Consider the following 24,801-nt stretch of genomic DNA (forward strand, 5'->3'; position numbering starts at 1 on the left):
AATGAGCTGCGTTTTTCACACCTAAAATTATTTATGAGACCTTTGCACGAGTGAGGTGCGTGGGAAAAAATAGACGTAAGTACCCCTTGAGGGTATAAAATTTACCTGATTGCGGCGAAAAACGCAGTGAATAGCTAGCTATTCGCCAGTTTTTTAACAAAAAACAGGCGAATTTTAGCCATTTTTAACCGTGTCTCGACTCGTTCAAAGGTCTTATTTATAAAATGCCTTAAAATAAACCATCATAAAATCAAACCACTAGAGACTCATAAACAAAGTTTATTTCAGCAATGATTTTAGTTATAATCCTTCCCTCAATTTTTATGAAAGATTTAAAAAGGCAGATGTACACATGTTAACAGCGCTATTGCTACCCAGCATACTTCTCATTATTGGATTAGCACTCCTCGTATGGAGTTCTGATATCTTTATTGAAGGTGCTGCCAGCACAGCGAAACACCATAACATTTCGCCTTTGGTTATCGGTGTAGTGGTACTTGGTTTTGGTACTTCCATGCCCGAAGTTGTGGTGGCTGTTCTCGCCTCTTTAGATAACAGCCCTGGCCTGGCTGTCGGTAATGCCGTTGGTTCAAACATTGCCAATATTGCCTTAGTACTTGGTGCAACCGCGTTAATAGCACCTATCGCAGTAAAGTCATCTATTCTAAAACGCGAACTTCCTGTACTTCTAGCCATTTCTATTGGCGCTTACCTTCTTGTTTTAGATGGTTACCTAACGGTTATTGATGGTGCGATATTAGTTGTCGCACTAATATTAGTCATGTTTTGGATGATTAAGGCAAATAAATCAATAAACCCTAGTGACCCTCTTGCAAAAGAGACAAAAAGTGAATTAGATGAACTCCCTGAACTGAGCAAAGAAAAAGCACTCGCTTACCTATTAGGCGGTCTGGTTATTTTAATGATAAGCGCCAAAATGATGGTTTCTGGTGCTGAAAGCATTGCCCATTTTTTTGAAGTGCCTGATGTTGTCATCGGTTTAACCATTATTGCCATTGGCACAAGCTTGCCAGAACTTGCTGCTGCCATTGCCGCAGCCCGTAAAAATGAAGCCGACTTAATGATTGGTAACATTCTTGGTTCCAACCTATTCAACATTCTGGCCGTTTTAGCTGTACCAGCTTTATTAGCGCCCGCAGCACTAGATAAAGATGTCTTAAATATCGATATACCCATTATGCTTGGCTTCACACTGCTTATGTTGTTGATGGCTATCCCACGAAAAGGTGGCGCTGTCATCTATAAAACTAAAGGGTTCCTCCTAGTTTCTCTTTTCGTTGCTTACTTAATCTTACTTTACTTCCGCTCGACAGCTGTTTAAAGTATAAGCCCAATAGACTGACGTTCAGTTAAGTAACAAGAGACTTACTTAACTTCACTTAAAAGGCTGATTCATGAACATTCCTGAGCATCTCATCGCGAAAGCGCAAAAAATTAAACTTCTAATCTTAGATGTTGATGGTGTCATGACCGACAACCGTCTTTTTTACAGCGATGATGGCATTGAATATAAATCATTCAATACTCGCGATGGCCACGGCATGGTTTTATTACAGAAAAGCCAAGTTGATATAGGCATTATCACAGGCCGCAAATCTCAACTGGTTACCAACCGTATGAAAGACCTAAAGGTCAAACATGTCTATCAAGGTGTGCCTGATAAACTTCCTACTTTCCTCAAACTGGTTGAAACATTAAATTTAGAACTGGATGAAATTGCTTATATTGGCGATGATATTTTAGATTTACCGATATTATTGCGTGTTGGATTAGGCGTTACACCCGCTGATGGCGATAATGAAGTTAAATCAAGAGTACACTATATTTCTCAATATGGTGGTGGCCAAGGTTGTGTAAGAGAGGTGTGTGAAATGATTATGCGCTCACAAGGTTCATGGCAACAACACATGGATTTCTTTTTAAGAGATTTAAGCTAATTCTGTTGAGTTGGAAACCCTAATCCATGCGCCTTTCAAGATTACGAATCCTACTTTTAAGCTTACTACTTGCCACAATCAGCTTATGGATAACCAACCAACAATCGCAATCGACCGTCAGTGACACAAATCAACAAAAAACCGAGCTAGGATATAGCTGGCAGGCCAGCCAAACAATTGTATGGAATATATCGCCAAACGAACCCGATAAACAATCAGTTCTGCAAGCCAAAACAATTCTCTATAAAGAGAGTGAACAAAGAAGTGAATACCAACAACCGTATATTGAACTCACTGATTTACAGAGTACCACGACCTTAACCAGTGACTACGGCGAAAGCTTAGATGATAAAGTTTTTCACTTTACCAATCATGTGGTTATGACTCAAAAAGAAAACCTTCAGCCCACGCAAGCAGTCCAGCAAACAACTCTTAAAACCCAACAGTTAACCTATAACCTACAAACAAATGAACTATCAACAGATGCAAAAGTTGTCATTACACAATACAATGGCCAAACGAGTGGAACAGGGTTAAAAGCCAATCTCAAAACATCAGAACTTGAATTGTTATCTGATGTAAAAGGCACCTACTATCCGCAACAAATGCAAAACACCGTTCAAGTTAAAGAGCCATAGCATGCAATATACACATTCACGCTTCATCACATTCATCAGTATAATCGGCTTTTTTTTAAGCACTAGCATTGCTTGCGCAGCGACCAAAAAACAGAATACGCCAGATGAACAACAACCTGTTAATATTAGCGCCAATAGCCTGCTAGCGAGTGAAAAAACAGGCAAAAGCGTGTACAAAGGCAATGTCATCATTACTCAAGGTAGCCTGACCTTAAAAGGTGAAACCGTTAATATTACACACCCAAAGAATCAGCTTACCACCGTTGTCGCTAACGGCAACCCTGCTACCTTTAAACGCTTTAGCCAAATTGACCAGGCCTGGTTAAAAGGCAAAGCACAAAAAATTGAATACAATGCTCTTAATAAAACCGTATTACTAATTGGTAATGCCGTAGTTGAACAGCCTGGAAAACACGTCATTAGTGGCCCTAAACTGTTTTATGATATCGCTAAACAGACTCTTCAAGCACAAAGTACCGCAACTGAAAACAAACGCATTTCAGTCACGCTCAACCCTGCAACCAATAAGATTACAAATACCAACAAGCCTGGTTCTAATAAAACCAATCAGGCAAATAAAACGACCAAACAAAACACCCCAGCAACACAGGCAGAGTAATTAATGGCACATTTTTATGCGCGAGGACTCGCCAAAAGCTATAAAAAAAGAGACGTCGTCACCTCCGTTGATTTAGATGTTCATAGCGGCCAGGTTGTTGGCTTACTAGGACCCAATGGCGCAGGGAAAACCACCACTTTTTACATGATGACAGGCCTGGTCAAAAACGATGCTGGACAGATATTTTTAAATGATCAAGAAATTTCTACTTTAGCAATCCATGAAAGAGCGAAATTAGGGATTGGCTACCTGCCACAAGAAGCTTCTGTATTTAGAAAACTCACCGTAACTGAAAATATCATGGCGATTTTAGAAATGCGTCCTGAGTTAAATGGTGACCAACGCAGAGCCCTGTTTGAAAACCTGATAGATGATTTACAAATAGGCCATATCCTTGAGCAACCTGGGCAAGCTTTATCGGGTGGAGAGCGCCGTAGAGTTGAAATTGCTCGAGCTCTGGCAATGGAACCCAGTTTTATTCTCCTAGATGAACCTTTTGCAGGTGTTGATCCCATCTCAGTAAAGGACATTCAAAATATCATTATTCACCTTAAAGAGAAAAATATTGGCGTCTTAATAACCGATCATAACGTAAGAGAAACACTCGGTGTTTGTGACCACGCATACATTCTACATGCTGGAACCATACTGGCTTCTGGTACACCACAAGAAGTATTAGAGCACCAAGAAGTTAAACGTGTTTACCTAGGTGATAATTTCAAATAGTTTATTGCAACGTTCTTAAAAATAATTATTTATCTCCAAAAATCCCATCTTGTTGTATCTACTGATTTTATTGGTAAACGCATAATTGAGATGGCAAAAAGTTACGCTTTTCTTAATAATTCCCCTCTCCCTTTTTAAAATCTTGGTGGTATACTGAAATTGAACTCAGCGAAATTTTAAGAAAATAGAATTCATTTCAGGCTACAAACTCTTTAAGCCAATCGACTGAGCAGAATCGCAATTACACAATACAAAGGAGCGATACTATGCAAATTAATATTACTGGCCACCATATCGACGTTACTGATGCACTTCGTACTTACGTTTCAGAAAAAATGACCAAACTATCAAGACATTTTGATCATGTAACTAATGTTCACGTAATCTTAACCGTAGAAAAACAGTCACAGAAAGCAGAAGCAACTGTGCATGTTTCAGGTACAGACTTATTTGCACAACATGACACTGAAGATATGTATGCATCGATTGATGGCCTAATTGACAAGCTAGATCGTCAAATTGTGAAACACAAAGAAAAAATCAGTGACCATAACAGAAAGTCTGGTGGCGTAAAAAGTATGCCTGCAGCTGAAGCGTAATCACTCGTTTTTTCAAATAACGCCCTCAGCGTCATGTTGAGGGCGTTTTTTTATGCCTGAATGAAATGTTTTTGAAGCCAATTAATGATTTCAACTGATACAATACTTATTTAATATGACTTTGTTATTGCGTTACCAATTGCATGAAATGACTTTTTCAGCGCATAGAACATAAAATACCGTATTCACTACAATCTTACGCTAAAATCAGCACTTATTTTCACTTCAACCGCAAGGTGATGGCCATGACACAAAACCACACTGCCATTGACAAAGCTAAGCTTACAGAACAGCTTCTTGTTGCTGTTGAATCGCAAAATCTCACACAAATTAACCAACTATTCTCACACTTAGTGGCTGAAGAGATTGCTGAGATACTGGAATCTACCCCACTTAAAGAACGCCAAACTCTTTGGGCTGCTGTTGATAAAGAGCGCCAAGGAGAGATTCTTACCCATACAAATGATGAAGTTACCGCAAACCTTCTTGAGTCATTAGAAACACATGAAATCGTCAGTATTGCTGGCGATTTAGAAACCGATGATATTGCAGATATTGCACAATCTCTTGACTCTTCTGATCAACAAACCCTACTGGCCTCGCTTGATGAAGATGACCGAAATGCGGTTGAAACGGCTTTAACTTACCCAGAAGATACCGCTGGTGGCTTAATGAGTACGGACTTAATCACTGTCCGTGCTGATGTTAGCCTTGATGTTGTCTTACGCTACTTACGCTCCCTTGGTTCTTTACCCGCATCAACTTCAGAAATTTTTGTTAGGGATCGTGACGGTAAATTTGTTGGAACACTTAAACTCACAGTACTGCTTACGCATGATGAAGACACCTTAGTACAAGAGGTTTTAGACACTCGCATTCCAGGTATTAGAGCTTTGACATCGGCAAAGGAAGTGGCTCACTTTTTTGAAAAAAATGACCTTCTCTCAGCCGCGGTAGTCAACGAAACCAATCAAATCCTGGGTCGTGTCACAATTGATGATGTGGTTGATATTATCCGTGAAGAAGCTGAACACGCTCAGATGGCAAGCGCAGGTCTGGATGAAGATGAAGATATCTTTGCCCCTGCTAAAAGAGCCGCTAAACGTCGAACTTTTTGGCTAGGCATCAATTTGCTTACCGCCATTTTTGCTTCAATTGTTATTGGCCTTTTTGATGCCTCAATCGAAAAAATTGTAGCCTTAGCCGTACTCATGCCCATTATCGCAAGCATGGGTGGCATTGCGGGCACACAAACCGCCACGATTGTTATACGCGCTTTAGCCACAGGAAAACTCGCTCGCAGCAACAGTCGTTCTCTATTAATTAAAGAAACCACTGTCGGTCTCTTTAACGGCATTATTTGGGCGGTACTAACAGGGCTAGCCGTTCTCTTTTGGTTTGAAGACAGTGCATTAAGTATGATTTTTGCCGCAGCGATGTTAATTAACCTGTTAGCTGCCGCTTTTGCTGGAGCGATGATTCCCTTATTACTACAACGAATGAAAATTGATCCAGCACTGGCCTCAGGATTAATGTTGACTACCGTAACCGACTCTCTTGGTTTTTTTGTATTCTTAGGCCTGGCGACCATAGTACTTATCTAACCATCAGATACCCCTCAAAGAGCATTTAAGCAACCTTGCCTGCCAATCTTATTTACACCCTGAATCGACTCTTTCATAAGTATGACAATTGCCGCTTTCTCATAGATATTCACTTGCAAGCTAAGTCAATATCTACTATAACTAAACTATAAGTAAAAATTTTACATCGACTTTCAAAGTCACATGGAGATTAAATCATGAATAAAAAACTAATTGCCGCTATGGCTACTGCGACACTTATCTCTCTAACAGCTGGTTGCGCCAACGATCCTAACCGCCCTACTGAAGAACGTGAAACAGAACGTAATGTGATTACTGGTATTGCTGCTGTTGCAGGCGCCTTAGCGGCTAATGCAATGGGCGTAGATAACAATCTCGGCAAGGTGGCTGTGGGTGCACTTGCAGGTTATACGGCACGACAGGTATATGGTGACGTTCAGGCAGGAACAGCCAATGATCCCAATACCGATGTTTCAGCCGTTTCCATTGGTGGTCAAGAGTACGTTCAGGTAGACGTTAAAGATGTTAACTTCCGTTCTGGTTCAGCCAACCTTGAACCCTACGAACTTACGCGTTTAAAACCCGTTTTAGACACTTTAAAAAGACACCCAAACACACGTGTACACATTGAAGGCCATACCGATTCTGATGGTTCAAACACCTATAATCAGCAATTATCTGAAAACCGTGCAAAAAATGTCGCCTTTCACCTAATGGATAATGGTATCTCTCGCGATCGCATTGTCACTTATGGTTATGGTGAAGAACGTCCAATTGCCAGTAACACAACGGCAGAAGGTAAACGTATGAACCGCCGTGTTACCTTTTTAATTAGTGAGATTTAATCAACAATTTTCTAATTTAAAGTTACCAGGCCTGTTAAGGCTTGTAACCATAAAACGCAAAAAGCCAGGAGATTGAAGTGACCCCAAAAAGTTGGACATTTTAGTTAAACGGCACTTAAGGCCTGATTTCGATATTCTATCGGAGTCAGGCCTTTTAGTTTCACCTTGATTCGTTTTGTATTGTAATACTCAATATAGTCTTTAATTTCTTCCATTAGATGCTCAGCACTATTGAACTTCTTACGATGATACATCTCGGTTTTGAGAATGCCAAAAAAGTTCTCAGCAACCGCATTGTCTAAACAGTTCCCTTTTCTTGACATGCTCTGAGTTAATCCATGCTTTTTTAGTAGCTCCTGAACATCACCATGCTGATACTGCCAACCTTGATCACTGTGGAATATGGGTTTAACTTTGCCTGTTAACTTACTCATCGCTTCTTTAAGCATGTCCGTCACCAGTGGAAGCCGTGCACTCTTGGCCACTCGATAACTAATCACTTCTTGGTTAAACAGGTCAATCACGGGGGATAAGTAAACTCGCTGTTCTCCGACTTTAAACTCCGTGACATCGGTTACCCATTTTTTATCTGGTGCATCAACACGGAAGTTTCTTTGAAGCACATTTTCGGCAATTCGGCCTACTTGACCTCTATAGGATCGGTAACGCTTTGGCCTGACGAATGACTTTAAGTTCAGTTCTTGCATTAAACGTTGAACGGCCTTCTTGTTTAAAAAGTGACCTAAGCGCCTTAATGCATAGGTCATGCGTCGATACCCATAACGACCTTTATGCTCATTAAAGAGTTGTTGAATCGCTCTTTTAACGTCCGCATAACGATCAGGCAGCGCACTGCGAGCCTGATGGTAATAAAACACACTGCGTGCAAGCCCTGCAGCCTTGAGAAGATGTTTAAGTGGATAGAACTTTCTAAGCTGATCTATGAGCCCTGCTTTTTCTTGGTTTGGCGTTCTTTTTCCTGAAGCAGGGCATCGAGCTTTTTTAAATAGGCATTCTCCGCTCGACGGTATTCGAGTTCTTCTCGTAACTCTTCTAGGCTCATTTGTTCGGTTGGTTTAATGGTTTCTTGCTTTTGGTTTTTTTTCATTTTTCTACCCTGCTTTTTAGGCTGCAAGCCTGAAAGGCCGAACCGTTCGAATTGAGTGAGCCAAGTAGAAATCGTACCTGGAGAACTCATGTTATGGACAATACTGGTATAACTAATAGACCAGTGATTTTCACGCATGTGTTTTAGGATACGATATTTGTCTTCAAAAGAGTATGGTGTGTTACGTTTGATAAACGCATTTTGACCATGGAAACGATAGACTTGTGTCCAGTAACGGATATAGCGATCTGGAATACCGAGTCGCTTGGAAATGGACAGACTGGATTCATGAGAAAGGCATTGCTTAGCAATCGCCAGTTTAAATTCTCGATTGTATTTGGACATGAAAAACCCCCAAAGTTGGTGTCCAACATTTGGGGGTCACTTCAGATTCCTGGCTTTTTGCATTTTAAACAGCTTGTTTTAGAAATTACTAAGCATAATATTAGTGCTCTCTAGTGGCTACAAACTGCAATTCTGGCCAACGCTCTTCAGTCAACGCCAAGTTAACACGAGTAGGCGCAATATAAACCAGTTGATCTGCCGCATCGTAAGCGACGTTTTCACGAACCTTAGAGGTGAATTTTTCAATTTCAGCTTTAGGGCCTATCACCCAGCGTGCCGTGTTCACATTTACAGGTTCAAACATACAGGTTACGTTGTACTCATCTTTAAGACGTTGTGCCACCACCTCAAACTGAAGAATCCCCACAGCACCCAAGATTAAATCATTATTATTCACAGGACGGAACAACTGGGTTGCCCCCTCTTCTGATAACTGGGTTAACCCTTTTTGCAGTGCTTTCATTTTCATTGGGTCTTTTAACTGGGCACGACGGAAAAGTTCTGGCGCAAAATTAGGAATCCCTGTGAATTTAAGCTCTTCACCTTGCGTAAAGGTATCACCAATCTTAATCGTACCGTGGTTATGTAAACCAATAATATCCCCAGGATAAGCTTCTTCAGCTTGATCACGACGATTAGCTAAGAAGGTAATCGCTTTAGCAATTTTAACGTCCTTACCAATTCGCACATGTTTAAGCTTCATACCCTTTTCATATTTACCTGAAACAATACGCATAAAAGCCACACGGTCACGGTGTGCAGGATCCATATTGGCCTGAATTTTAAAGATAAAGCCTGTTAGATTGGTTTCATCTGGCTTAACCGTACGTGTTTCAGTCTCACGCCCCATTGGAGTAGGTGCATACTGAGCAAAGCCATCTAATAACTCTTGCAAACCAAAGTTATTCACCGCTGAACCAAAAAACACGGGGGTTAACTTACCCGCTAAAAACTGTTCTAAATCAAACGCATGACTTGCACCTTGAACCAGCTCAATCTCTTCACGTAGCTCTTCGGCTTGGTCGCCAATCAGTTCATCCAAACGCGGATTATCCAACCCTTGGATTAACTCACCTTCAGAAGCCTTTTGACCATCGGCTACTGCAAATAGGCGAATCGTGTCGTTATAAAGGTGATAAATCCCTTTAAAACGCTTCCCCATACCAATTGGCCAAGTCATCGGCGCACAATCAATTTTTAGTACACTTTCCACTTCATCCATCAGATCAATTGGATCACGTCCTTCCCGGTCTAACTTATTGATAAAGGTTAAAATAGGGGTCGTTCGTAAGCGACAAACTTCCATTAACTTAATGGTTCTGTCTTCCACCCCTTTGGCCACATCAATTACCATTAACGCAGAATCCACTGCGGTTAAGGTACGATAAGTATCTTCCGAGAAGTCTTCATGACCTGGAGTATCCAGCAGGTTAATCATCACATCTTTATACGGAAACTGCATAACCGATGAGGCAACCGAGATACCACGTTCCTGCTCCATCTTCATCCAGTCAGAAGTCGCTCCGCGATCAGTTTTTCGGCTTTTTACCGCACCTGCCATTTGAATTGCTCCGCCGTATAACAGGAGTTTTTCTGTCACGGTGGTTTTACCCGCATCTGGGTGAGAAATAATCGCAAATGTTCTGCGTTTAGTGGTTTCTAATATCAATGACATTGATGTTTACTCTATCTATTTGGCTTATTTTGATTGGCTTAAATCAGCACAATAAAGCCCTGTTTTGAATTTAATTTGGCTGACCAACAACCAATAAAGCCAGCATTACGCTGGCTTTTATAAAGTTACCAGGCCTGGTAACTTATCGAAGATGAGCTACAGTTCGTCGTCTTCGTCGAGTTTTTTACCTTGTTTAGCAAGTTTTGCTTCACGTTTGGCTTCTGCTTCTAAGAAAGCACGTTGTAGCTCAGCTTCTTGGGCTTCACGATCAACCGATTCACTTGGCGCTTTCATTAAGTCTTCTTTAGACACACCCAGCATTAACGCTACAGCACTCGCTACGTAAGTGGATGAGAAGGTACCAACCACCACACCTACAATCAATGCAGCCGCAAAACCGTGAATGATTTCGCCACCTAGGAAAAACAAGGCTAAAAGCACAATCAATGTAGTAATCGAGGTCATTAAGGTACGTGACAACATTTGATTGACCGCCACGTTAGTAATCTCTACTGGTGTTCCATCACGCATGGTTCTAAAGTTTTCACGCACACGGTCAAATACAACAATGGTGTCGTTTAATGAGTAACCAATGACCGCTAAAATAGCCGCCAATACGGTTAAATCAAACTGCATTTGTGTCCAAGCAAAAACACCAATGGTAATAATCACATCGTGAATTAAGGCGGCTACCGAACCTACTGAAAAACGCCACTCGAATCGAAGCGCCACATAAATCAAAATACCAAATAATGCATATAAAACCGCTAAGGCACCATCTTCGGTTAATTCATCCCCTACCTGTGGGCCAACAAACTCGACACGACGCAAGGTAATCTCTTCGTCAGTGGCGGCATTTAAAGCTTCCATCACTTGATTACTAAGCTGTGCTGAGTTCATACCTTCACGTGGCGCAATTCTGATTAAAACATCTTCTGCCGAACCAAAGTGCTGCGCAACCGCTTCACCATAGTTCGCTTCCGTTAAATCTGCACGTAACTTGGTTAAATCAACAGGCTTAGGATAAGAAAGCTCAATTAAAGTACCGCCAGTAAAGTCGATACCAAAATTTAAGCCTTTCATCCATAAACCCGCAAATGAGGCAATAATTAAGAAAATTGAGAACGCCATCGCAATATGACGTTGTCCCATAAAATTAATATTGGTTGTTTTTGCTTCTGCTGTCATTGTTTCTGTTGTCATAACGTCACCTTAAATCGAGATTTTCTCAACGCGCTTATTGCCGTATAGAAGGTTAATAATCGCACGCGTTCCAAGAATCGCAGTGAACATCGAGGTGATAATCCCGATAGATAGGGTAATCGCAAAACCTTTGATTGGCCCTGTACCAAAGCTAAACAGCACAACTGCCGCTAGTAACGTGGTGATATTGGCATCGGCAATGGTTACAAAGGCTTTTTCATAACCCGAATAGATGGCCGTTTGAATAGAGCTGTTTTTCATCTCTTCTCGAATACGCTCAAAAATCAGTACATTGGCATCCACCGCCATACCGACGGTTAAGACAATCCCCGCAATACCAGGCAGTGTTAAAGTGGCCTGCAACATAGACAGTACCGCAACAATAATCACCAAGTTAAGTAATAAAGCCACGTTAGCGACCATACCAAACACTTTATAACGCCAAGCCATGACCACTAACACCAACAAGAAACCAACTACAACCGACATAAAGCCTTGGTTGATGTTATCTTGACCTAAGCTTGGCCCAACAGTACGTTCTTCAACAATTTCCATTGGCGCTGCCAGCGCTCCAGCACGCAGTAGTAAGGCTAAATCTTGCGCTTCTTGTGGTGAATCTAACCCTGTAATTTGGAAACGGTTCGCAAACTGTCCACGAATGACCGCCGCATTAATCACGTCTTTAGTGGTAATACGTTTTTTGACTTTAACCCCATTCTCTTCAATGGTTTCAACACGGTTTTCAATGTAAACCACCGCCATACGGTTACCTACATTTTCTTTAGTGGTGGCGAGCATCTTACGACCACCAGCGCCATCTAAGGTCACGTTAACCATCGCAGAACCTTGCTGCGGATCAATCCCAGACTGGGCGTTAATGACGTTTTCACCACTGACTATAATGCGACGTTTTAACAGTAATGGTCGACCATCACGAAAGTGATAGATAATTGAGCCATTTGGCGCATAACCTGTTTTATCAGCACGGTAAGGGTCACCCTTCTCTTCCACCAAACGGAATTCTAATGTGGCGGTAGCACCTAAAATTTCTTTAGCTCGCGCGGTATCTTGCACACCAGGTAATTGCACTACAATGCGGCGATCACCTTGCTGTTGAATAACAGGCTCAGCCACACCCAACTCATTAATACGATTACGTAAAGTGGTGATGTTTTGCTGTAAGGCATATTTTTTGGTTTCAGCAATCGTAGCTTGTGAAAGTGTTAACATCGCTTTAGGAGCAGAAGTCGCTTCATCAGAAGTAATTTGGAATCGATTACCATAAACTTCATTCAGTTTTACCAGGCCTGCTTGTAGGGTTTCTAAATCTTTAAACTGAACTTCTAATGCTTCATTTTCCACTTCAACAGAGATATAACGAACTCTCTCTTCACGTAAAGAACCTTTGACCTCATCAATGTAACGTAGATAAGCTTTGTCAACCGCCGCTTCCATGTCCACATCCATTAAAAAGTGCACACCACCACGCAAATCCAAACCAAGGTACATAGGTGCTGCACTAATGTTTTGCAACATGGCTGGAGTGGCTGGCGCTAAGTTTAATGCCACAACCGCTTGTCTGCCTAAACTCTCTTTTAAAACAGACTTAGCCTTAATTTGGTCTTCGGTATCATTAAAACGAATTAAAAAACGTCCGCCTTCAAAAACCGATGATTTGACCTCTAAGCCTGAATCAGCAAGGACTTTTTCAACTTGCATTTGCGTATCAGCATTAAACACCACCGATTTAGCGGGTGAGATTTGTACCGCAGGGTCATCGCCAAATAGGTTTGGCATGGCGTAGGTTAAACCAATCACAGTAATCACGACCAACAGCAGGTATTTCCAGGCTGGGTAACGGTTCGCTATGATTTTTTGTTGTGTTTGAAACATAAGTTCGATTCCAATTTTCTGAATTTTATGGGGTTTTCTAAAAGCCTTTTACTAAGAAGAACCACTCTTGAGAAAGACTCTAAGAGAGAAAAAACCTCAACGCCTAGAAGCACAAAAGGGGCATTAAAGCCATGATCGACTCTAACTGCCCCTTAAGGAAAACCTGAAAAAAGGCTTTCCATATAAAAACGAATTATTCGCCTTTAAGTGTGCCTTTTGGCAATAAACGTGAAACGTTTTGACGTTCAACTTTTACCACTACGTTTTCTGCGATTTCAATATCACAGAAGTTATCACCCATATCACGAATTTTTCCAGCAAGACCACCGTAAGTCACTACTTCATCGCCTTTCTTAATCGCTTCAACCAGTGCTTTATGCTCTTTTACTTTTTTCTGTTGTGGACGAATGAGTAAAAAGTAGAAAACAACAAACAATAAAACTAATGGAATAATTCCTTCCCATCCACCGCCTTGCGCCGCTGCTGTACCTTCTGCCATTGCATCGCTAATAAAAAAGCTCATATCTTTTACTCCTAAAAATATCAAAAAAATTAATCGTTGTATTTTGGCACAGCTAGAATAAAAAATCTAAGCTAAATACCGTTTAATTGTCGATTAATATCACAACAAAACCGTGTTGACTCTCTTTACCAAGTTACCAGGCCTGGCAACTTGTCTTATTTCAATAAGATATATGGCATTCAAGGCCACTTTTCCTATTCACTCTGCCGTTTAACATTCAGTCTAGTGGCGGAACGGGTTGACCAATACCTGCATAAAACTCTTCAACAAAAACATCTAATTTATTTTCGGCAATCGCATCTCGCATGCCTTGCATAACATCTTGATAGTAATGCAAGTTATGAATGGTATTTAAACGTGCACCTTGAATCTCTTTACATTTATCTAAGTGATGCAAATAGGCTAGAGTGTAGTTTTGGCAGGTGTAGCAACTGCATTTTTCATCAATGGGTTTTAGGCTAGTTTTATGTTTAGCGTTACGAAGCTTAACCACACCTTCTCGGCTAAATAAAAAACCATTACGTGCATTACGGGTTGGCATCACACAATCAAACATATCAATACCACGACGAACCGCCTCTACCAAATCTTCGGGCTTACCCACTCCCATTAAGTAGCGAGGTTTATCTTTAGGCATATGAGGTTCAGTAAAATCTAAAGTGGCCATCATCTCATCTTTTGGCTCACCAACCGATAGTCCACCGATAGCATAACCATCAAAACCAATCTCTTTTAAACCCTCAATCGACTGAATGCGTAAGTCTTCATACATACCGCCTTGCACAATACCAAACAGGGCTGCAGGACTCTCGCCATGAGCATCCTTAGAACGCTGCGCCCAACGCATTGAAAGCTCCATCGATTCACGAGCCGTTTTATGGTCTGCAGGATAAGGCGTACACTCGTCAAATATCATCACAATATCCGAACCTAATTTACGCTGAACTTCCATGGACTCTTCAGGTCCCATAAAAATTTTGGCGCCATTTACTGGGCTATTAAAGGTCACACCCTCTTCTTTAATCTTGCGCATTTTGCCCAAACTAAACACTTGAAATCCGCCTGAATCGGTCAGGATTGGGCCATCCCAATGGGTAAAGTCATGCAAATCACCGTGCAGTTCAATAATATCTGTACCAGGGCGTAGAGCTAAGTGAAAGGTATTGCCCAAAATAATTTGTGCGCCTGTTTCCTTAATCTCTTCTGGCGTCATGCCTTTTACAGAACCATAGGTACCCACAGGCATAAAAGCAGGCGTTTCAACGATACCTCGCTCAAACTTTAAACGCCCTCTTCGGGCGCGGCCATCGGTATTATCTAATTCAAATTCCATTATCTTTCCTATTTGGTTCTGTCTAAATATGTATCAATTTTATATATCAATTTATTGTTTGTTTTTTGGGAAAAACCAACATCGCATCGCCATAACTAAAAAAGCGATATTGATTTTCTACTGCGTGTTTATAGGCGTCCATCGTTCTTTGATAACCCGCCAAGGCGGAGACCAACATAATCAAGGTCGATTCGGGTAAGTGGAAGTTGGTTAACAACACATCCACCTCTTTAAACTCATAACCAGGCGTAATGAAAATATCGGTTTCACCTTGGTAAGGTGCAATTTTGCCTGTATTGCTAAATTTGGCCGCGCTCTCCAAACACCGTACAGACGTAGTGCCTACTGCAATCACTCGGCCACCTTTTTCTCGGGCTTGTTGCACTTGTTCTACCAGGCCTGGTAACACTTCTAAATACTCAGAGTGCATAACATGTTCCGCGATCTCATCCACCTGAACAGGCTTAAAGGTTCCTGCACCTACATGCAAAGTTACAAAACCTATATCCACACCTTTGGCCTTAATGTCCGCCATTAGTTCATTGTCAAAATGAAGCCCTGCCGTGGGTGCGGCAACCGCACCTGGTTTTTGTGAATACACCGTTTGATAACGCTCTTTATCGGCCTCTTCATCTTCTGGGCGTTCAATGTAAGGTGGTAACGGCATATGGCCATTTTCTTCAACCAACTCTAAAGCCGACTTATCAGAAAGCACCTTTACAATAAACAGTGCATCTTGACGCCCTATTACCTCTACATCAAAGGCATTTTCAATCGTTAAAATCGTGCCTGGCTTTGGTGAGCGACTTGAACGAATATGGGTTAATAAAGTTTTATCGTCCACCACTCGTTCAATCAATAGTTCAATCTTTCCACCTGTTTGCTTCTCTCCAAACAAACGTGCGGGAATCACTTTGGTGTTATTAAAAACCAATAAATCATTGGGTTTTAAATAAGAGAGTAAATCTGGAAATTTGGCATCGATGATTGTGTAATCGGACTCAGCACCAGACATCACCAGCAACCGACTATCACGGCGCTGCTTAGGCGGTTGTTGAGCAATCAGATTTTCAGGCAGTTCAAAAAAGAAGTCTTGTCGTTTCACAAAAGTATTAAATCAGCGATTTTCTTAACTATTTAAATAAAAAAAACGCCCATTTATCCATAGAATAAAGGGGCGCTATTTTCGCTGATTGTGTCTTTATTTTCAAGCGGTTATATTTTTAGCAAACCAAAGTCTTAGCAAAATCTTACAATCCTCTCTTTTACGCCGCCATTAACTCCGTTAAACAAGCTGGCGCAATTGGGCGACTAAATAAATAACCCTGCCCAATATCACAACCCAACTCAAATAAAACTTGTCGCTGCTCTTCTGTCTCAATCCCTTCTGCGACGACCACCAAATCAAGATCATGTGCAAGATTGATAATCGATTTTGCAATTGAAAACTGGCGCTTATCCTCAATAATATTGGTAACAAATGCTCGATCCACCTTCAGCGTATCAAACGGAAAAAGGGTTAAATAATGTAAAGAGGCAAACCCTGTTCCAAAATCATCCAAAGCAATCATAAAACCTCTGGATTTCAATTCCTGAATCTTCTCTAAGCTGCGCTGAGTATCATTTAACAACACACTCTCAGTCAATTCAATCTGAACCGTTGTTGGATCAACCCCCAACCGTTCAAACTGTTCAATTGCCTGGTTACAGAAATTATCATCAGAAAACTGTCTTGCAGAGACATTAATTGAATACTTCATCTGAATACCCTGATTTTGCCAAGCAACAATATCACTACCTGCTTGATTAATCATTGACTCACTCAAAGCCCAAATAAGGCCTGTCTCTTCAGAAACAGGAATAAACACCGCAGGTGATGGTGCCACGCTCCCATCCTCTGACATCCAACGCGCTAAAACCTCTACCCCCATTGTTTTACCCGTTTTTAAATCAATTAAAGGTTGATAGAAAGGCTTAATCAAACCACGTGTTAAAGCCCCTCTTAATCGACTTTGCAAATCCACCATTTCCGTTGCATGTTGAGTCATTTCATGGGAAAAAAACGACATATTTAAACCTTGGCTTTTTGCCTTAAACATCGCCGCATCAGCATTTTTAATGAGTATTTCAGGCGTTAATCCGTCTTGTGGATATAAAGCAACCCCCGCTGTTACCCCAACACTTAAACGGTGCCCATGAACTCTAAAAGGTTTTTCTAACAACTGGTTCATATGCGCAACACAGGCTTGCACGGCCTCTGTTGTTACACTATTTTTAGTCACAACAATAAACTCATCCCCTCCAAACCGAGCAATCATTGCTTGTTTAGAATCCATACAACTGGATTTAAACCTTCTCGCAACTTCCTTTAAGAGCTCATCCCCCACGGTATGCCCATGCGCATCATTGATATATTTAAAACGATTCAAATCAATAAAGAAAACCGCAAATCCTTCGTTTCTTGCATGAGCTTCAGACTGTTCAATTAACTGATTCATATAATCATTAAGATAACGTCTATTAGGCAAGTTCGTTAAAGGGTCATACAAAGCCAGCTCATCTGCTTTTTGAGAGGCTAACTTACGGTCAGTAATATCAATATTAATTGACCTAACACCTATAATTTTGCCTTTTTTATTGTGAAATGGTCCGCATAAATGCTCCAACCAACGAACATCCCCTTGCTTAGTTAAAATCCTAAACTCCACCTTTTCTGGCTGACCATCATCATTCACAGAATGCACATGCTCACCCCAATAAACCTTATCTTCGGGATGAATGATTGCATCCATAAAATTGGGGGTAGAATAAAAATCCTCTGGAGTATATCCCGTCAAAGGCAGAACCGCTGGTGACACATATTCATATTTTCCATTTACTGTTCGCACATAGGTAAACTCAAGTGATAAATCAACAACAGCCTTAAAAATTCCATACTCTTGATATCGAACACTTAACAACTTTAGGGCTACACTAATGACTCCGCCCAATAAAACCGAAATACAAATCAACAAGAGCCAGCCAGACACCCCCACTTCAGCTTGAATAAACTGAAGCTGAATCACACTAAATATCGCCATTAATAAAAGCGCCCATAATAAAGAGCGAACAAATTGACCCATAAAACTTTCTTGAGGAAAAACTTTTCTCACTGAAACTATCACTTTTTGATAAATTATTTTTATGGCGAAGTATAAACAATGCAACCAACAGGTCAAAACAGCTTTTTTTATCAATCACATAAAAAAACAAATACAAGCCCTTTAGCAGTCACAAAAACACACCGATAAAGTCATTTTTAAATAGATATTTAAATTTGACAGAACCCGCTTAACCTCCTATAATTCGCGACCACAAGTTAATGCCAGTGTGATGAAATTGGTAGACATGACGGATTCAAAATCCGTTGCTAGTGATAGCGTGGCGGTTCGAGTCCGCCCACTGGTACCACATTCAACTTGTTCTCTATTGTACGACCGTAGCTCAGTTGGTTAGAGCACCACCTTGACATGGTGGGGGTCGGTGGTTCGAATCCACTCGGTCGTACCAATTACTTTTCCTTAAAGTAATCTCATTTCCCTTTTTTCAAAAATCCAAAATAATCTCTTACAAAATTAATGCATCCACAGTTCTTACATTTAATAAAGAATTGACTCTACCAGGCCTGGCAGAATAAAGATGTTGGCTTTCTAGACTTTAAAACAAATAAGCTAGAAACAAAAAAGCCCCAGTCTTGCGACTAGGGCTTTAGAATATGGCTCCCCAACCTGGACTCGAACCAGGGACATACGGATTAACAGTCCGGTGTTCTACCAACTGAACTATTGGGGAATAGATACTGAGCAACGCTCTGTATGGGTGCGTATTATAGGGAAATAATTTTGCTGTGCAAGATTTTTTTAACTTTTTTTTGTAGTTTCGACTTATTCTTTTTTAGAACAATAAAAATCAACCACTTACACTCATAATGGATATACCTATAAAGTGACTACACTTAAAAACACACCTACTCAACGCTTTTATTTTTAAATGTTTAGATTGGTGCATTCAAGCGATGAATTGTGCACCAAAGGAAATCTTGCACTCGCCATTTGTATGGGATTATTCAAAAAACAAACTCAAACCATTAACACCACAACACTCATTTAATACTTTAATAACAACATGTTAAATAGCATAAAAAAGCGTTCAAAACTACCCTGGCTTGCATATTGCTAAATTTGAAATTGTTATTACTTAGAGACCTTTGTACGAGTGAGGTGCGAGGAAAAAATAAGATAAAATTTACCTGGTTGCGGCGAAAAACTAGTGAATAGCGAGCTATTCACTAGTTTTTTAACAAAAAACGGGGGGAATTTTAGCCATTTTTAACCGTGCCTTGACTCGTGCAAAGGTCTCTTGATTGCTATTAACAATAATGGAACCCTTGTATCGTGTATATTATTTTAAAGAATTGAAAAAACTATACAGGCTGCAAGATTCACTAAAACTTCATTTACTTGGAGGTTGAATCACAGTAAAGTACGATTCAATACTTATTTTTATTAGAGACTTGATTTTAAGTTTCAAATTTTAGGATTTACATATGTCATCATTACGAAAAGTTGTTATCCCTGTTGCAGGTCTTGGAACACGTTTTTTACCTGCTACCAAAGCCATCCCAAAAGAGATGATTACTTTAGTCGATGAGCCTTTAATTCAGTATGTTGTAAGAGAAGCGGTGTCAGCAGGTTTTACGGATATTATTTTGGTTACACACTCTTCAAAGGGTGCGATTGAGAACCATTTTGACCACAACTTTGAATTGGAAAAAACCTTAGCCTTTAAAAACAAAACGGATTTACTTGAAAAAGTGGGGCATATTTTACCAAATGATGCCAACATCATTTCGGTTAGACAACCCCAAGCACTGGGGTTAGGTCATGCAGTGCTTTGCGCGGCACCCATTATTGGTGATGAAGATTTTGCGGTTATGTTGCCTGACGTAATTTTAAATAATGATTCGGTCGATTTAAAAAACATGGCAAATGCGTTTAGAAAAACCAAGCATAGCCAAATTATGGTTGAGCCTGTACCTGAATCAGAAGTGGATAAATATGGTATTGCGGATTGTATGGGAGCAGATTTGCTACCAAGCCAATCATGCAAAATGGCCGCCATCATTGAAAAGCCTAAAGTAACTGAAGCGCCATCCAACCTTTCGGTTACAGGGCGATATATCTTAGAAAATAAAATTTTAAATCTATTACGAGTCACTCCTAAAGGTGCTGGTAATGAAATTCAGCTTACCGATGCGATTGCCCAATTAATGGAAATTTCTGAAGTGGATGCCTATTGCTTGTCTGGCGAAAGCTATGATTGTGGTGATAAGCTAGGGTATTTAAAAGCAACGGTTCAATTTGCGGTTCAGCATCCAGAGCTGGGAGATGAATTTAAAACATGGTTAAAAGAGTATAGCCTATGAAGAAACTCGCTTCTTATAGCACATTAGAACAATTAAGTTTTCATGCTAAAGAACGGCATTTAGCAAGCCTTTTTACAGATAATTCAAACCGTTTTCAAGACTTTCATGTCAAGTTACCAGGCCTGGTACTTGATTATTCTAAGCAGAATATCAATGCCGAAGAACGTCACGCTTTAATTCAATTAGCAGAAGAGGCAAAACTCTCAGAGTGGATTGAAAAACTGTTCACTGGCGAAAAGGTAAACCACACTGAAGGACGTGCCGCTGGGCATACCGCTTTAAGAGATTTGCAAAATCCAAAACTTGAAGTCAGTCAAGAATGGCAAAAAATGCAAGAGATTGTTGACCGTATTCATGGTAAACAATTACGCGGTTATTCAGGTAAAGCAATTACCGATGTAGTCAACATTGGGGTTGGCGGCAGTGATTTAGGCCCTTTAATGGTGACTCACGCCTTAAAAGGGGTAAGAAGCCCACATGCTCCAGAGCTTCACTTTGTTTCTACCCTTGATGGTAAACAACTACAACGTGTATTAAAAACACTCTCTGCTGAAACCACCCTTTTTATTATTGCCTCTAAATCCTTTACCACCATCGACACCCTTTCTCTGGCGGCAACCGCTAAAGAGTGGATTGAACAATACTCTCCAACCCACGCAGGAACCATGCAGCACTTTATTGGTGTATCCACCAATGCGCCAATGATGGATGAATGGGGACTTTTGCCCGAGCATCAACTTCTTTTTTGGGATTGGGTTGGCGGACGATTCTCTTTATGGTCAACCATTGGTTTAACCATTGCGCTACAACAAGGTATGGAAGGTTTTAAAGCTTTTCTGGAAGGTGCAAATGAGATGGATATTCATTTCAGAACCACGCCCTTTAAAGAGAATGTTGCGGTTATGCTTGGCATGATTAGCGTTTGGAATATTAACTTTTTAAATTTAGCAGGCCAGGCTATCTTGCCTTATGACTCACGCTTAAAATATCTAGCTAGCTATTTAGAACAGCTAGTCATGGAAAGTAACGGTAAACACGTCACGCGAGACGGAGAAACAGTTGATTATCGCACTTGCCCCATTCTTTGGGGTGAAGTGGGCCCTAATGCACAACATGCTTTTTATCAGTTGATGCACCAGGGCACAGAACGGGTTATGGCCGATTTTATTCTCTATGCTCAAGCGCATGGTAATACTGAACGCCACGTTTTCCATCACAACCTAAATATCGCTAACTGCCTGGCACAAAGCCGCGCGCTGATGGTTGGCCAAAAAGGTGAAAACCCACATAAAGATTATCCAGGCGGTCAAGTATCTAACACCCTGCTATTTGATAAGTTGGATGCTAAACACCTCGGTATGATGATTGCCCTCTACGAACACAGTGTTTTTGTGCAGTCGGTCATTTGGGATATCAATCCATTTGACCAATGGGGTGTTGAACTTGGGAAAAAAATTGCCATGGAAATCTTGCAGAAAATTGAGTCAAAAGATGCTTCAAATCTTGATTCATCCACTCAAGGTATTTTAGAGACAATATGGAATACTCAAAATGAAAATTAATGTTTTTGGCGATACCATTAGTGCCATGGTTTGCGCAGGTTGTTTAGCAGAAACAGGTAACCACGTTACTCTTATTGGTCAACGAATTGGCGATTTTGCTGAACCAGGCCTGGTAGAACTGTTAGATAGCCAATTAGAATCAGAACGTTTAACCATTAGTGAGGATTTTAATCACCAAGCAGAATGCCATATTATTGCCCTAAACCCTGACGACTGTCATAACGCTAAACGCATTGCCAAAGAGCTGGCAGACAACGCTAATAAAAGCAGTACACTCATTGTGCGTAGTAACTTTACGATTGGTTTAGCCAAAGAACTTGCGCAAACGGCAAATCTTGAATTTGCAGTAAACCCAGATTTTGCGGCCGACGGTCACGCCATAGAGCGTTTTACTCGACCCGATAGAATTATTATTGGCACGTCTAGCGAAAAAATTAAAACTCAACTTAAACAAATCTTCGCCCCCTTTAACCGTAATCGAGATGTAATTATTGGTATGTCACCTGCCTCGGCTGAATTAACTAAGTACGCCACCAATGCCATGCTAGCCACACGCATCTCATTAATGAATGAACTCGCATCCATTGCTGAAAAAATTGATGCCGATATTGAAGAGGTTCGTTTGGGCTTAGGAGCGGATAAACGTATAGGGCGTGCCTATTTATATTCTGGAATTGGATTTGGTGGAGACAATTTCACTCGCGATTTAGAGCGTATTAAATTACTGTTACCGCAAGCCCATCAAAGTGGTGGTAAAAGTTTGCTGCAATCGGTGATAGACATTAATGAAAACCAAAAAGAGCTGTTTTTTAGAAAACTTTGGCAACACTTTGATTGTGATTTACACGGAAAAACCATCTCTTTATGGGGCTTAGGTTATAAACCCAATACCACATCAATACAAAGCTCCGCGAGCTTAACCCTAATTAAAGCGTTTATTAGCCAAGGCTGCTCACTCAAGTTACATGACCCTTTCGCGCTGGAAGCGGTACAAAAATGGGTTCATAAACATCTTTCACTGCATGAACAGCAAAAGGTGAGTTTTCATACAGAAATGTATGATGCTACCGTTAAATCGGATGCATTATGCGTTTTAACCGAATATAAAGCGTTTTGGTCACCCGATTTAACCCTGCTAAAAGAGAATATGCAAACCCCAATTCTTTTAGATGGGCGTAACCTTTATAATAAGTATTGGGTAGAAGAGAATCACTTTACCTATTACGGTGTTGGTCGCTAAATTTAATACATTTTAAAACCTACCAGGCCTGGTAACTAATTATCAGGCATTTTTTTACCCGCAACAAAACTCACCTCATATTAAGAAAATATTGCTATGACAAAACTTCCAGCTTTTAAAGCCTATGATATTCGCGGCATTGTGCCAGACGATTTAAATACTGACCTCGCCTACAAAATAGGCCGAGCTTTTGCCAGTGAATTTAAACCTAAAAACATAGTGATTGGTCACGATATTCGTTTAGAAAGCCCAGCTCTTTCTGAGGCACTTTGTAATGGCTTAATGGATTCAGGCGTAGATATTATTCATCTTGGTTTATGTGGAACAGAAGAAGTTTACTTTGGCACATCGCATTACCATGCCGATGGCGGAATCATGGTCACTGCAAGCCATAATCCTAAAGGCCACAATGGCATGAAAATGGTTTCTAAAGGTTCACAGCCAATCAGTGGTGATTCTGGTTTAAAAGCCATTGAAACACGCGTGGTTAATGAAGACTATATTGAACAGTCAAGCACCAAAGGTACGCTCTATTCAAAAACCGATAAAAGCGCATACATTGACCACCTATTGACCTATATTGAAGTGGATAAATTACCTGAATTTACTATCGTAGTGAACGCAGGAAATGGTGCTGCTGGCCCTACTTTTGATCAACTAGCTGAAAAGCTTCCATTTAACATTATCCGACTGCACCATGAGGCCGACGGCAACTTCCCGCATGGCGTACCTAACCCAATGATTGTTGATAATAGAGCAATAACTTCTGAAACCATTGTTGCGAATAATGCGGACTTTGGTGTGGCATGGGACGGTGACTTTGATCGTTGTTTTTTATTTGATAAAGACGGTCATTTTATTGAAGGTTACTACCTGGTTGGTCTGTTAGCGGAGACCTTATTAAAGAAACACCCAGGCGAAAAAATCGTCCATGATCCTCGATTAACCTGGAATACAATTGACCAAGTTAAACAAGCTGGTGGCGTTCCAATCCAATCAAAAACGGGTCATGCGTTTATTAAAGAGCGTATGCGTAAAGAAGATGCCATTTATGGCGGAGAGATGTCGGCACACCACTACTTTAGAGACTTTGCCTACTGCGATAGCGGCATGATTCCTTGGTTACTCATTGCTGAGCTCATGCGCACTTCAGGTAAAAGTCTTTCTGATTTAATCAAAGCGCGTATGCAAGCCTACCCTTGTAGCGGTGAATTAAATTATAAGGTTAAAGACAGTGCTAAAATTTTAGCGGCCGTGCAAGAAAAATACCGTGCAGAAAATCCCGTTTTGGATGAAACCGATGGTGTGAGTTTAGAGTTTGCAGAGTGGCGCATGAACATTCGATTATCGAATACCGAGCCACTACTGCGTTTAAATATTGAATCACGCGGCGACGCTGAGCTTGTGCAACAAAAAGTTAAAGAGATTGAAGCGATTATTTATAGTGAATAATCATTTCTAGGGTT

General features: G+C 40.7%; 21 protein-coding genes and 3 tRNA genes. 14 read left to right on the forward strand and 10 right to left on the reverse strand.

Annotated features, from left to right (window positions below):
• Nucleotides 1–352 precede the first annotated feature (352 nt).
• From A379_RS04155 to A379_RS12590, 8 genes are all read left to right on the forward strand, one after another.
• A complete protein-coding gene (locus tag A379_RS04155) occupies nt 353–1,342 on the forward strand; it encodes a calcium/sodium antiporter (protein ID WP_040725993.1) in 990 nt (329 codons plus the stop codon).
• Between the two features lie 73 nt (nt 1,343–1,415).
• Entirely contained in the window at nt 1,416–1,958 is a 543-nt protein-coding gene (locus tag A379_RS04160; RefSeq protein WP_040725995.1) for an HAD family hydrolase, read from the forward strand.
• Nucleotides 1,959–1,984: 26 nt separating this feature from the next.
• Entirely contained in the window at nt 1,985–2,596 is a 612-nt protein-coding gene (lptC, locus tag A379_RS04165; RefSeq protein ID WP_040725997.1) for an LPS export ABC transporter periplasmic protein LptC, read from the forward strand.
• A gap of 1 nt (nt 2,597) precedes the next feature.
• Nucleotides 2,598–3,215, forward strand: a complete 618-nt coding sequence (gene lptA, locus A379_RS04170) for a lipopolysaccharide transport periplasmic protein LptA (protein ID WP_051144998.1) — start codon at nt 2,598–2,600, stop codon at nt 3,213–3,215.
• Nucleotides 3,216–3,218: 3 nt separating this feature from the next.
• On the forward strand, nt 3,219–3,941 hold the full coding sequence (gene lptB / locus A379_RS04175; protein WP_040726000.1) for an LPS export ABC transporter ATP-binding protein: 723 nt from the start codon (nt 3,219–3,221) through the stop codon (nt 3,939–3,941).
• A gap of 266 nt (nt 3,942–4,207) precedes the next feature.
• The gene (hpf, locus tag A379_RS04180) at nt 4,208–4,540 is read left to right on the forward strand and encodes a ribosome hibernation-promoting factor, HPF/YfiA family (RefSeq protein WP_040726002.1); all 333 of its coding nucleotides are present in this window, start codon (nt 4,208–4,210) and stop codon (nt 4,538–4,540) included.
• A 245-nt stretch (nt 4,541–4,785) separates the two neighbouring features.
• Entirely contained in the window at nt 4,786–6,144 is a 1,359-nt protein-coding gene (mgtE, locus tag A379_RS04185; RefSeq protein WP_040726005.1) for a magnesium transporter, read from the forward strand.
• Between the two features lie 197 nt (nt 6,145–6,341).
• Nucleotides 6,342–6,989 carry an OmpA family protein gene (locus A379_RS12590; RefSeq protein ID WP_051144999.1) on the forward strand — a complete coding sequence of 216 codons (648 nt, stop codon included), beginning with the start codon at nt 6,342–6,344 and terminating at the stop codon, nt 6,987–6,989.
• A gap of 104 nt (nt 6,990–7,093) precedes the next feature.
• Here A379_RS12590 and A379_RS04195 read toward each other — a convergent pair whose 3' ends face one another.
• The 9 genes from A379_RS04195 to A379_RS04235 form a co-directional block, all read right to left on the reverse strand.
• Complete coding sequence (locus A379_RS04195) at nt 7,094–8,020, reverse strand: IS3 family transposase (RefSeq protein WP_106381682.1); 927 nt, start codon at nt 8,018–8,020, stop codon at nt 7,094–7,096.
• Entirely contained in the window at nt 7,930–8,442 is a 513-nt protein-coding gene (locus A379_RS04200; protein ID WP_040726009.1) for a helix-turn-helix domain-containing protein, read from the reverse strand. The genes A379_RS04195 and A379_RS04200 overlap by 91 nt, the downstream gene beginning before the upstream one ends.
• 100 nt (nt 8,443–8,542) lie before the next feature.
• Nucleotides 8,543–10,117, reverse strand: coding sequence for a peptide chain release factor 3 (locus A379_RS04205; RefSeq protein WP_040726011.1), 1,575 nt, complete (start codon nt 10,115–10,117; stop codon nt 8,543–8,545).
• 156 nt (nt 10,118–10,273) lie between these two features.
• Nucleotides 10,274–11,320, reverse strand: coding sequence for a protein translocase subunit SecF (gene secF / locus A379_RS04210; protein ID WP_369759597.1), 1,047 nt, complete (start codon nt 11,318–11,320; stop codon nt 10,274–10,276).
• Nucleotides 11,321–11,329: 9 nt separating this feature from the next.
• Nucleotides 11,330–13,213: a protein translocase subunit SecD gene (gene secD, locus A379_RS04215; RefSeq protein WP_040726013.1), complete on the reverse strand. Its 1,884-nt coding sequence runs from the start codon at nt 13,211–13,213 to the stop codon at nt 11,330–11,332.
• Between the two features lie 193 nt (nt 13,214–13,406).
• Complete coding sequence (gene yajC, locus A379_RS04220; protein WP_040726016.1) at nt 13,407–13,736, reverse strand: preprotein translocase subunit YajC; 330 nt, start codon at nt 13,734–13,736, stop codon at nt 13,407–13,409.
• Nucleotides 13,737–13,953: 217 nt separating this feature from the next.
• Nucleotides 13,954–15,069, reverse strand: coding sequence for a tRNA guanosine(34) transglycosylase Tgt (gene tgt, locus A379_RS04225; RefSeq protein WP_040726017.1), 1,116 nt, complete (start codon nt 15,067–15,069; stop codon nt 13,954–13,956).
• A 46-nt stretch (nt 15,070–15,115) separates the two neighbouring features.
• Nucleotides 15,116–16,174, reverse strand: a complete 1,059-nt coding sequence (gene queA / locus A379_RS04230) for a tRNA preQ1(34) S-adenosylmethionine ribosyltransferase-isomerase QueA (RefSeq protein WP_040726019.1) — start codon at nt 16,172–16,174, stop codon at nt 15,116–15,118.
• A gap of 160 nt (nt 16,175–16,334) precedes the next feature.
• On the reverse strand, nt 16,335–18,191 hold the full coding sequence (locus A379_RS04235; protein ID WP_157832339.1) for a GGDEF domain-containing phosphodiesterase: 1,857 nt from the start codon (nt 18,189–18,191) through the stop codon (nt 16,335–16,337).
• Between the two features lie 241 nt (nt 18,192–18,432).
• On the opposite strand from A379_RS04235, the gene A379_RS04240 reads away from it, so the two are divergent.
• Together A379_RS04240 and A379_RS04245 are read left to right on the forward strand one after the other, a co-directional pair.
• Nucleotides 18,433–18,519, forward strand: a tRNA-Leu gene (locus A379_RS04240).
• Nucleotides 18,520–18,541: 22 nt separating this feature from the next.
• Nucleotides 18,542–18,618: transfer RNA gene (locus A379_RS04245), tRNA-Val, on the forward strand.
• A 206-nt stretch (nt 18,619–18,824) separates the two neighbouring features.
• On the opposite strand, the gene A379_RS04250 is transcribed toward A379_RS04245, so the two are convergent.
• Nucleotides 18,825–18,900: transfer RNA gene (locus A379_RS04250), tRNA-Asn, on the reverse strand.
• A gap of 754 nt (nt 18,901–19,654) precedes the next feature.
• Here A379_RS04250 and galU point away from each other — a divergent pair.
• From galU to A379_RS04270, 4 genes are all read left to right on the forward strand, one after another.
• Complete coding sequence (gene galU / locus A379_RS04255; RefSeq protein WP_040726022.1) at nt 19,655–20,533, forward strand: UTP--glucose-1-phosphate uridylyltransferase GalU; 879 nt, start codon at nt 19,655–19,657, stop codon at nt 20,531–20,533.
• Entirely contained in the window at nt 20,530–22,095 is a 1,566-nt protein-coding gene (gene pgi / locus A379_RS04260; RefSeq protein WP_040726024.1) for a glucose-6-phosphate isomerase, read from the forward strand. The genes galU and pgi overlap by 4 nt, the downstream gene beginning before the upstream one ends.
• A complete protein-coding gene (locus A379_RS04265; RefSeq protein ID WP_040726026.1) occupies nt 22,085–23,335 on the forward strand; it encodes a UDP-glucose/GDP-mannose dehydrogenase family protein in 1,251 nt (416 codons plus the stop codon). Before pgi ends, A379_RS04265 begins: the two co-directional genes overlap by 11 nt.
• A gap of 96 nt (nt 23,336–23,431) precedes the next feature.
• Nucleotides 23,432–24,787, forward strand: coding sequence for a phosphomannomutase/phosphoglucomutase (locus tag A379_RS04270; RefSeq protein ID WP_040726028.1), 1,356 nt, complete (start codon nt 23,432–23,434; stop codon nt 24,785–24,787).
• Nucleotides 24,788–24,801 lie beyond the last annotated feature (14 nt).

It is taken from the genome of Thiomicrorhabdus sp. Kp2, from assembly GCF_000478585.1.
Classification (GTDB): domain Bacteria; phylum Pseudomonadota; class Gammaproteobacteria; order Thiomicrospirales; family Thiomicrospiraceae; genus Thiomicrorhabdus.

Excerpts from the sequence above, each read along its gene's own strand:
- A379_RS04160 (WP_040725995.1), top strand. The coding sequence starts at position 1,416 with ATGAACATTCCTGAGCATCTCATCGCGAAAGCGCAAAAAATTAAACTT.
- hpf (WP_040726002.1), top strand. The coding sequence starts at position 4,208 with ATGCAAATTAATATTACTGGCCACCATATCGACGTTACTGATGCACTT.
- secF (WP_369759597.1), bottom strand. The coding sequence starts at position 11,320 with ATGACAACAGAAACAATGACAGCAGAAGCAAAAACAACCAATATTAAT.
- lptA (WP_051144998.1), top strand. The coding sequence starts at position 2,598 with ATGCAATATACACATTCACGCTTCATCACATTCATCAGTATAATCGGC.
- A379_RS04265 (WP_040726026.1), top strand. The coding sequence starts at position 22,085 with ATGAAAATTAATGTTTTTGGCGATACCATTAGTGCCATGGTTTGCGCA.
- A379_RS04200 (WP_040726009.1), bottom strand. The coding sequence starts at position 8,442 with ATGTCCAAATACAATCGAGAATTTAAACTGGCGATTGCTAAGCAATGC.
- tgt (WP_040726017.1), bottom strand. The coding sequence starts at position 15,069 with ATGGAATTTGAATTAGATAATACCGATGGCCGCGCCCGAAGAGGGCGT.
- A379_RS04155 (WP_040725993.1), top strand. The coding sequence starts at position 353 with ATGTTAACAGCGCTATTGCTACCCAGCATACTTCTCATTATTGGATTA.
- mgtE (WP_040726005.1), top strand. The coding sequence starts at position 4,786 with ATGACACAAAACCACACTGCCATTGACAAAGCTAAGCTTACAGAACAG.
- lptC (WP_040725997.1), top strand. The coding sequence starts at position 1,985 with ATGCGCCTTTCAAGATTACGAATCCTACTTTTAAGCTTACTACTTGCC.
- yajC (WP_040726016.1), bottom strand. The coding sequence starts at position 13,736 with ATGAGCTTTTTTATTAGCGATGCAATGGCAGAAGGTACAGCAGCGGCG.
- pgi (WP_040726024.1), top strand. The coding sequence starts at position 20,530 with ATGAAGAAACTCGCTTCTTATAGCACATTAGAACAATTAAGTTTTCAT.
- lptB (WP_040726000.1), top strand. The coding sequence starts at position 3,219 with ATGGCACATTTTTATGCGCGAGGACTCGCCAAAAGCTATAAAAAAAGA.
- A379_RS04270 (WP_040726028.1), top strand. The coding sequence starts at position 23,432 with ATGACAAAACTTCCAGCTTTTAAAGCCTATGATATTCGCGGCATTGTG.
- galU (WP_040726022.1), top strand. The coding sequence starts at position 19,655 with ATGTCATCATTACGAAAAGTTGTTATCCCTGTTGCAGGTCTTGGAACA.
- A379_RS04205 (WP_040726011.1), bottom strand. The coding sequence starts at position 10,117 with ATGTCATTGATATTAGAAACCACTAAACGCAGAACATTTGCGATTATT.
- A379_RS04235 (WP_157832339.1), bottom strand. The coding sequence starts at position 18,191 with ATGGGTCAATTTGTTCGCTCTTTATTATGGGCGCTTTTATTAATGGCG.
- secD (WP_040726013.1), bottom strand. The coding sequence starts at position 13,213 with ATGTTTCAAACACAACAAAAAATCATAGCGAACCGTTACCCAGCCTGG.
- A379_RS12590 (WP_051144999.1), top strand. The coding sequence starts at position 6,342 with ATGAATAAAAAACTAATTGCCGCTATGGCTACTGCGACACTTATCTCT.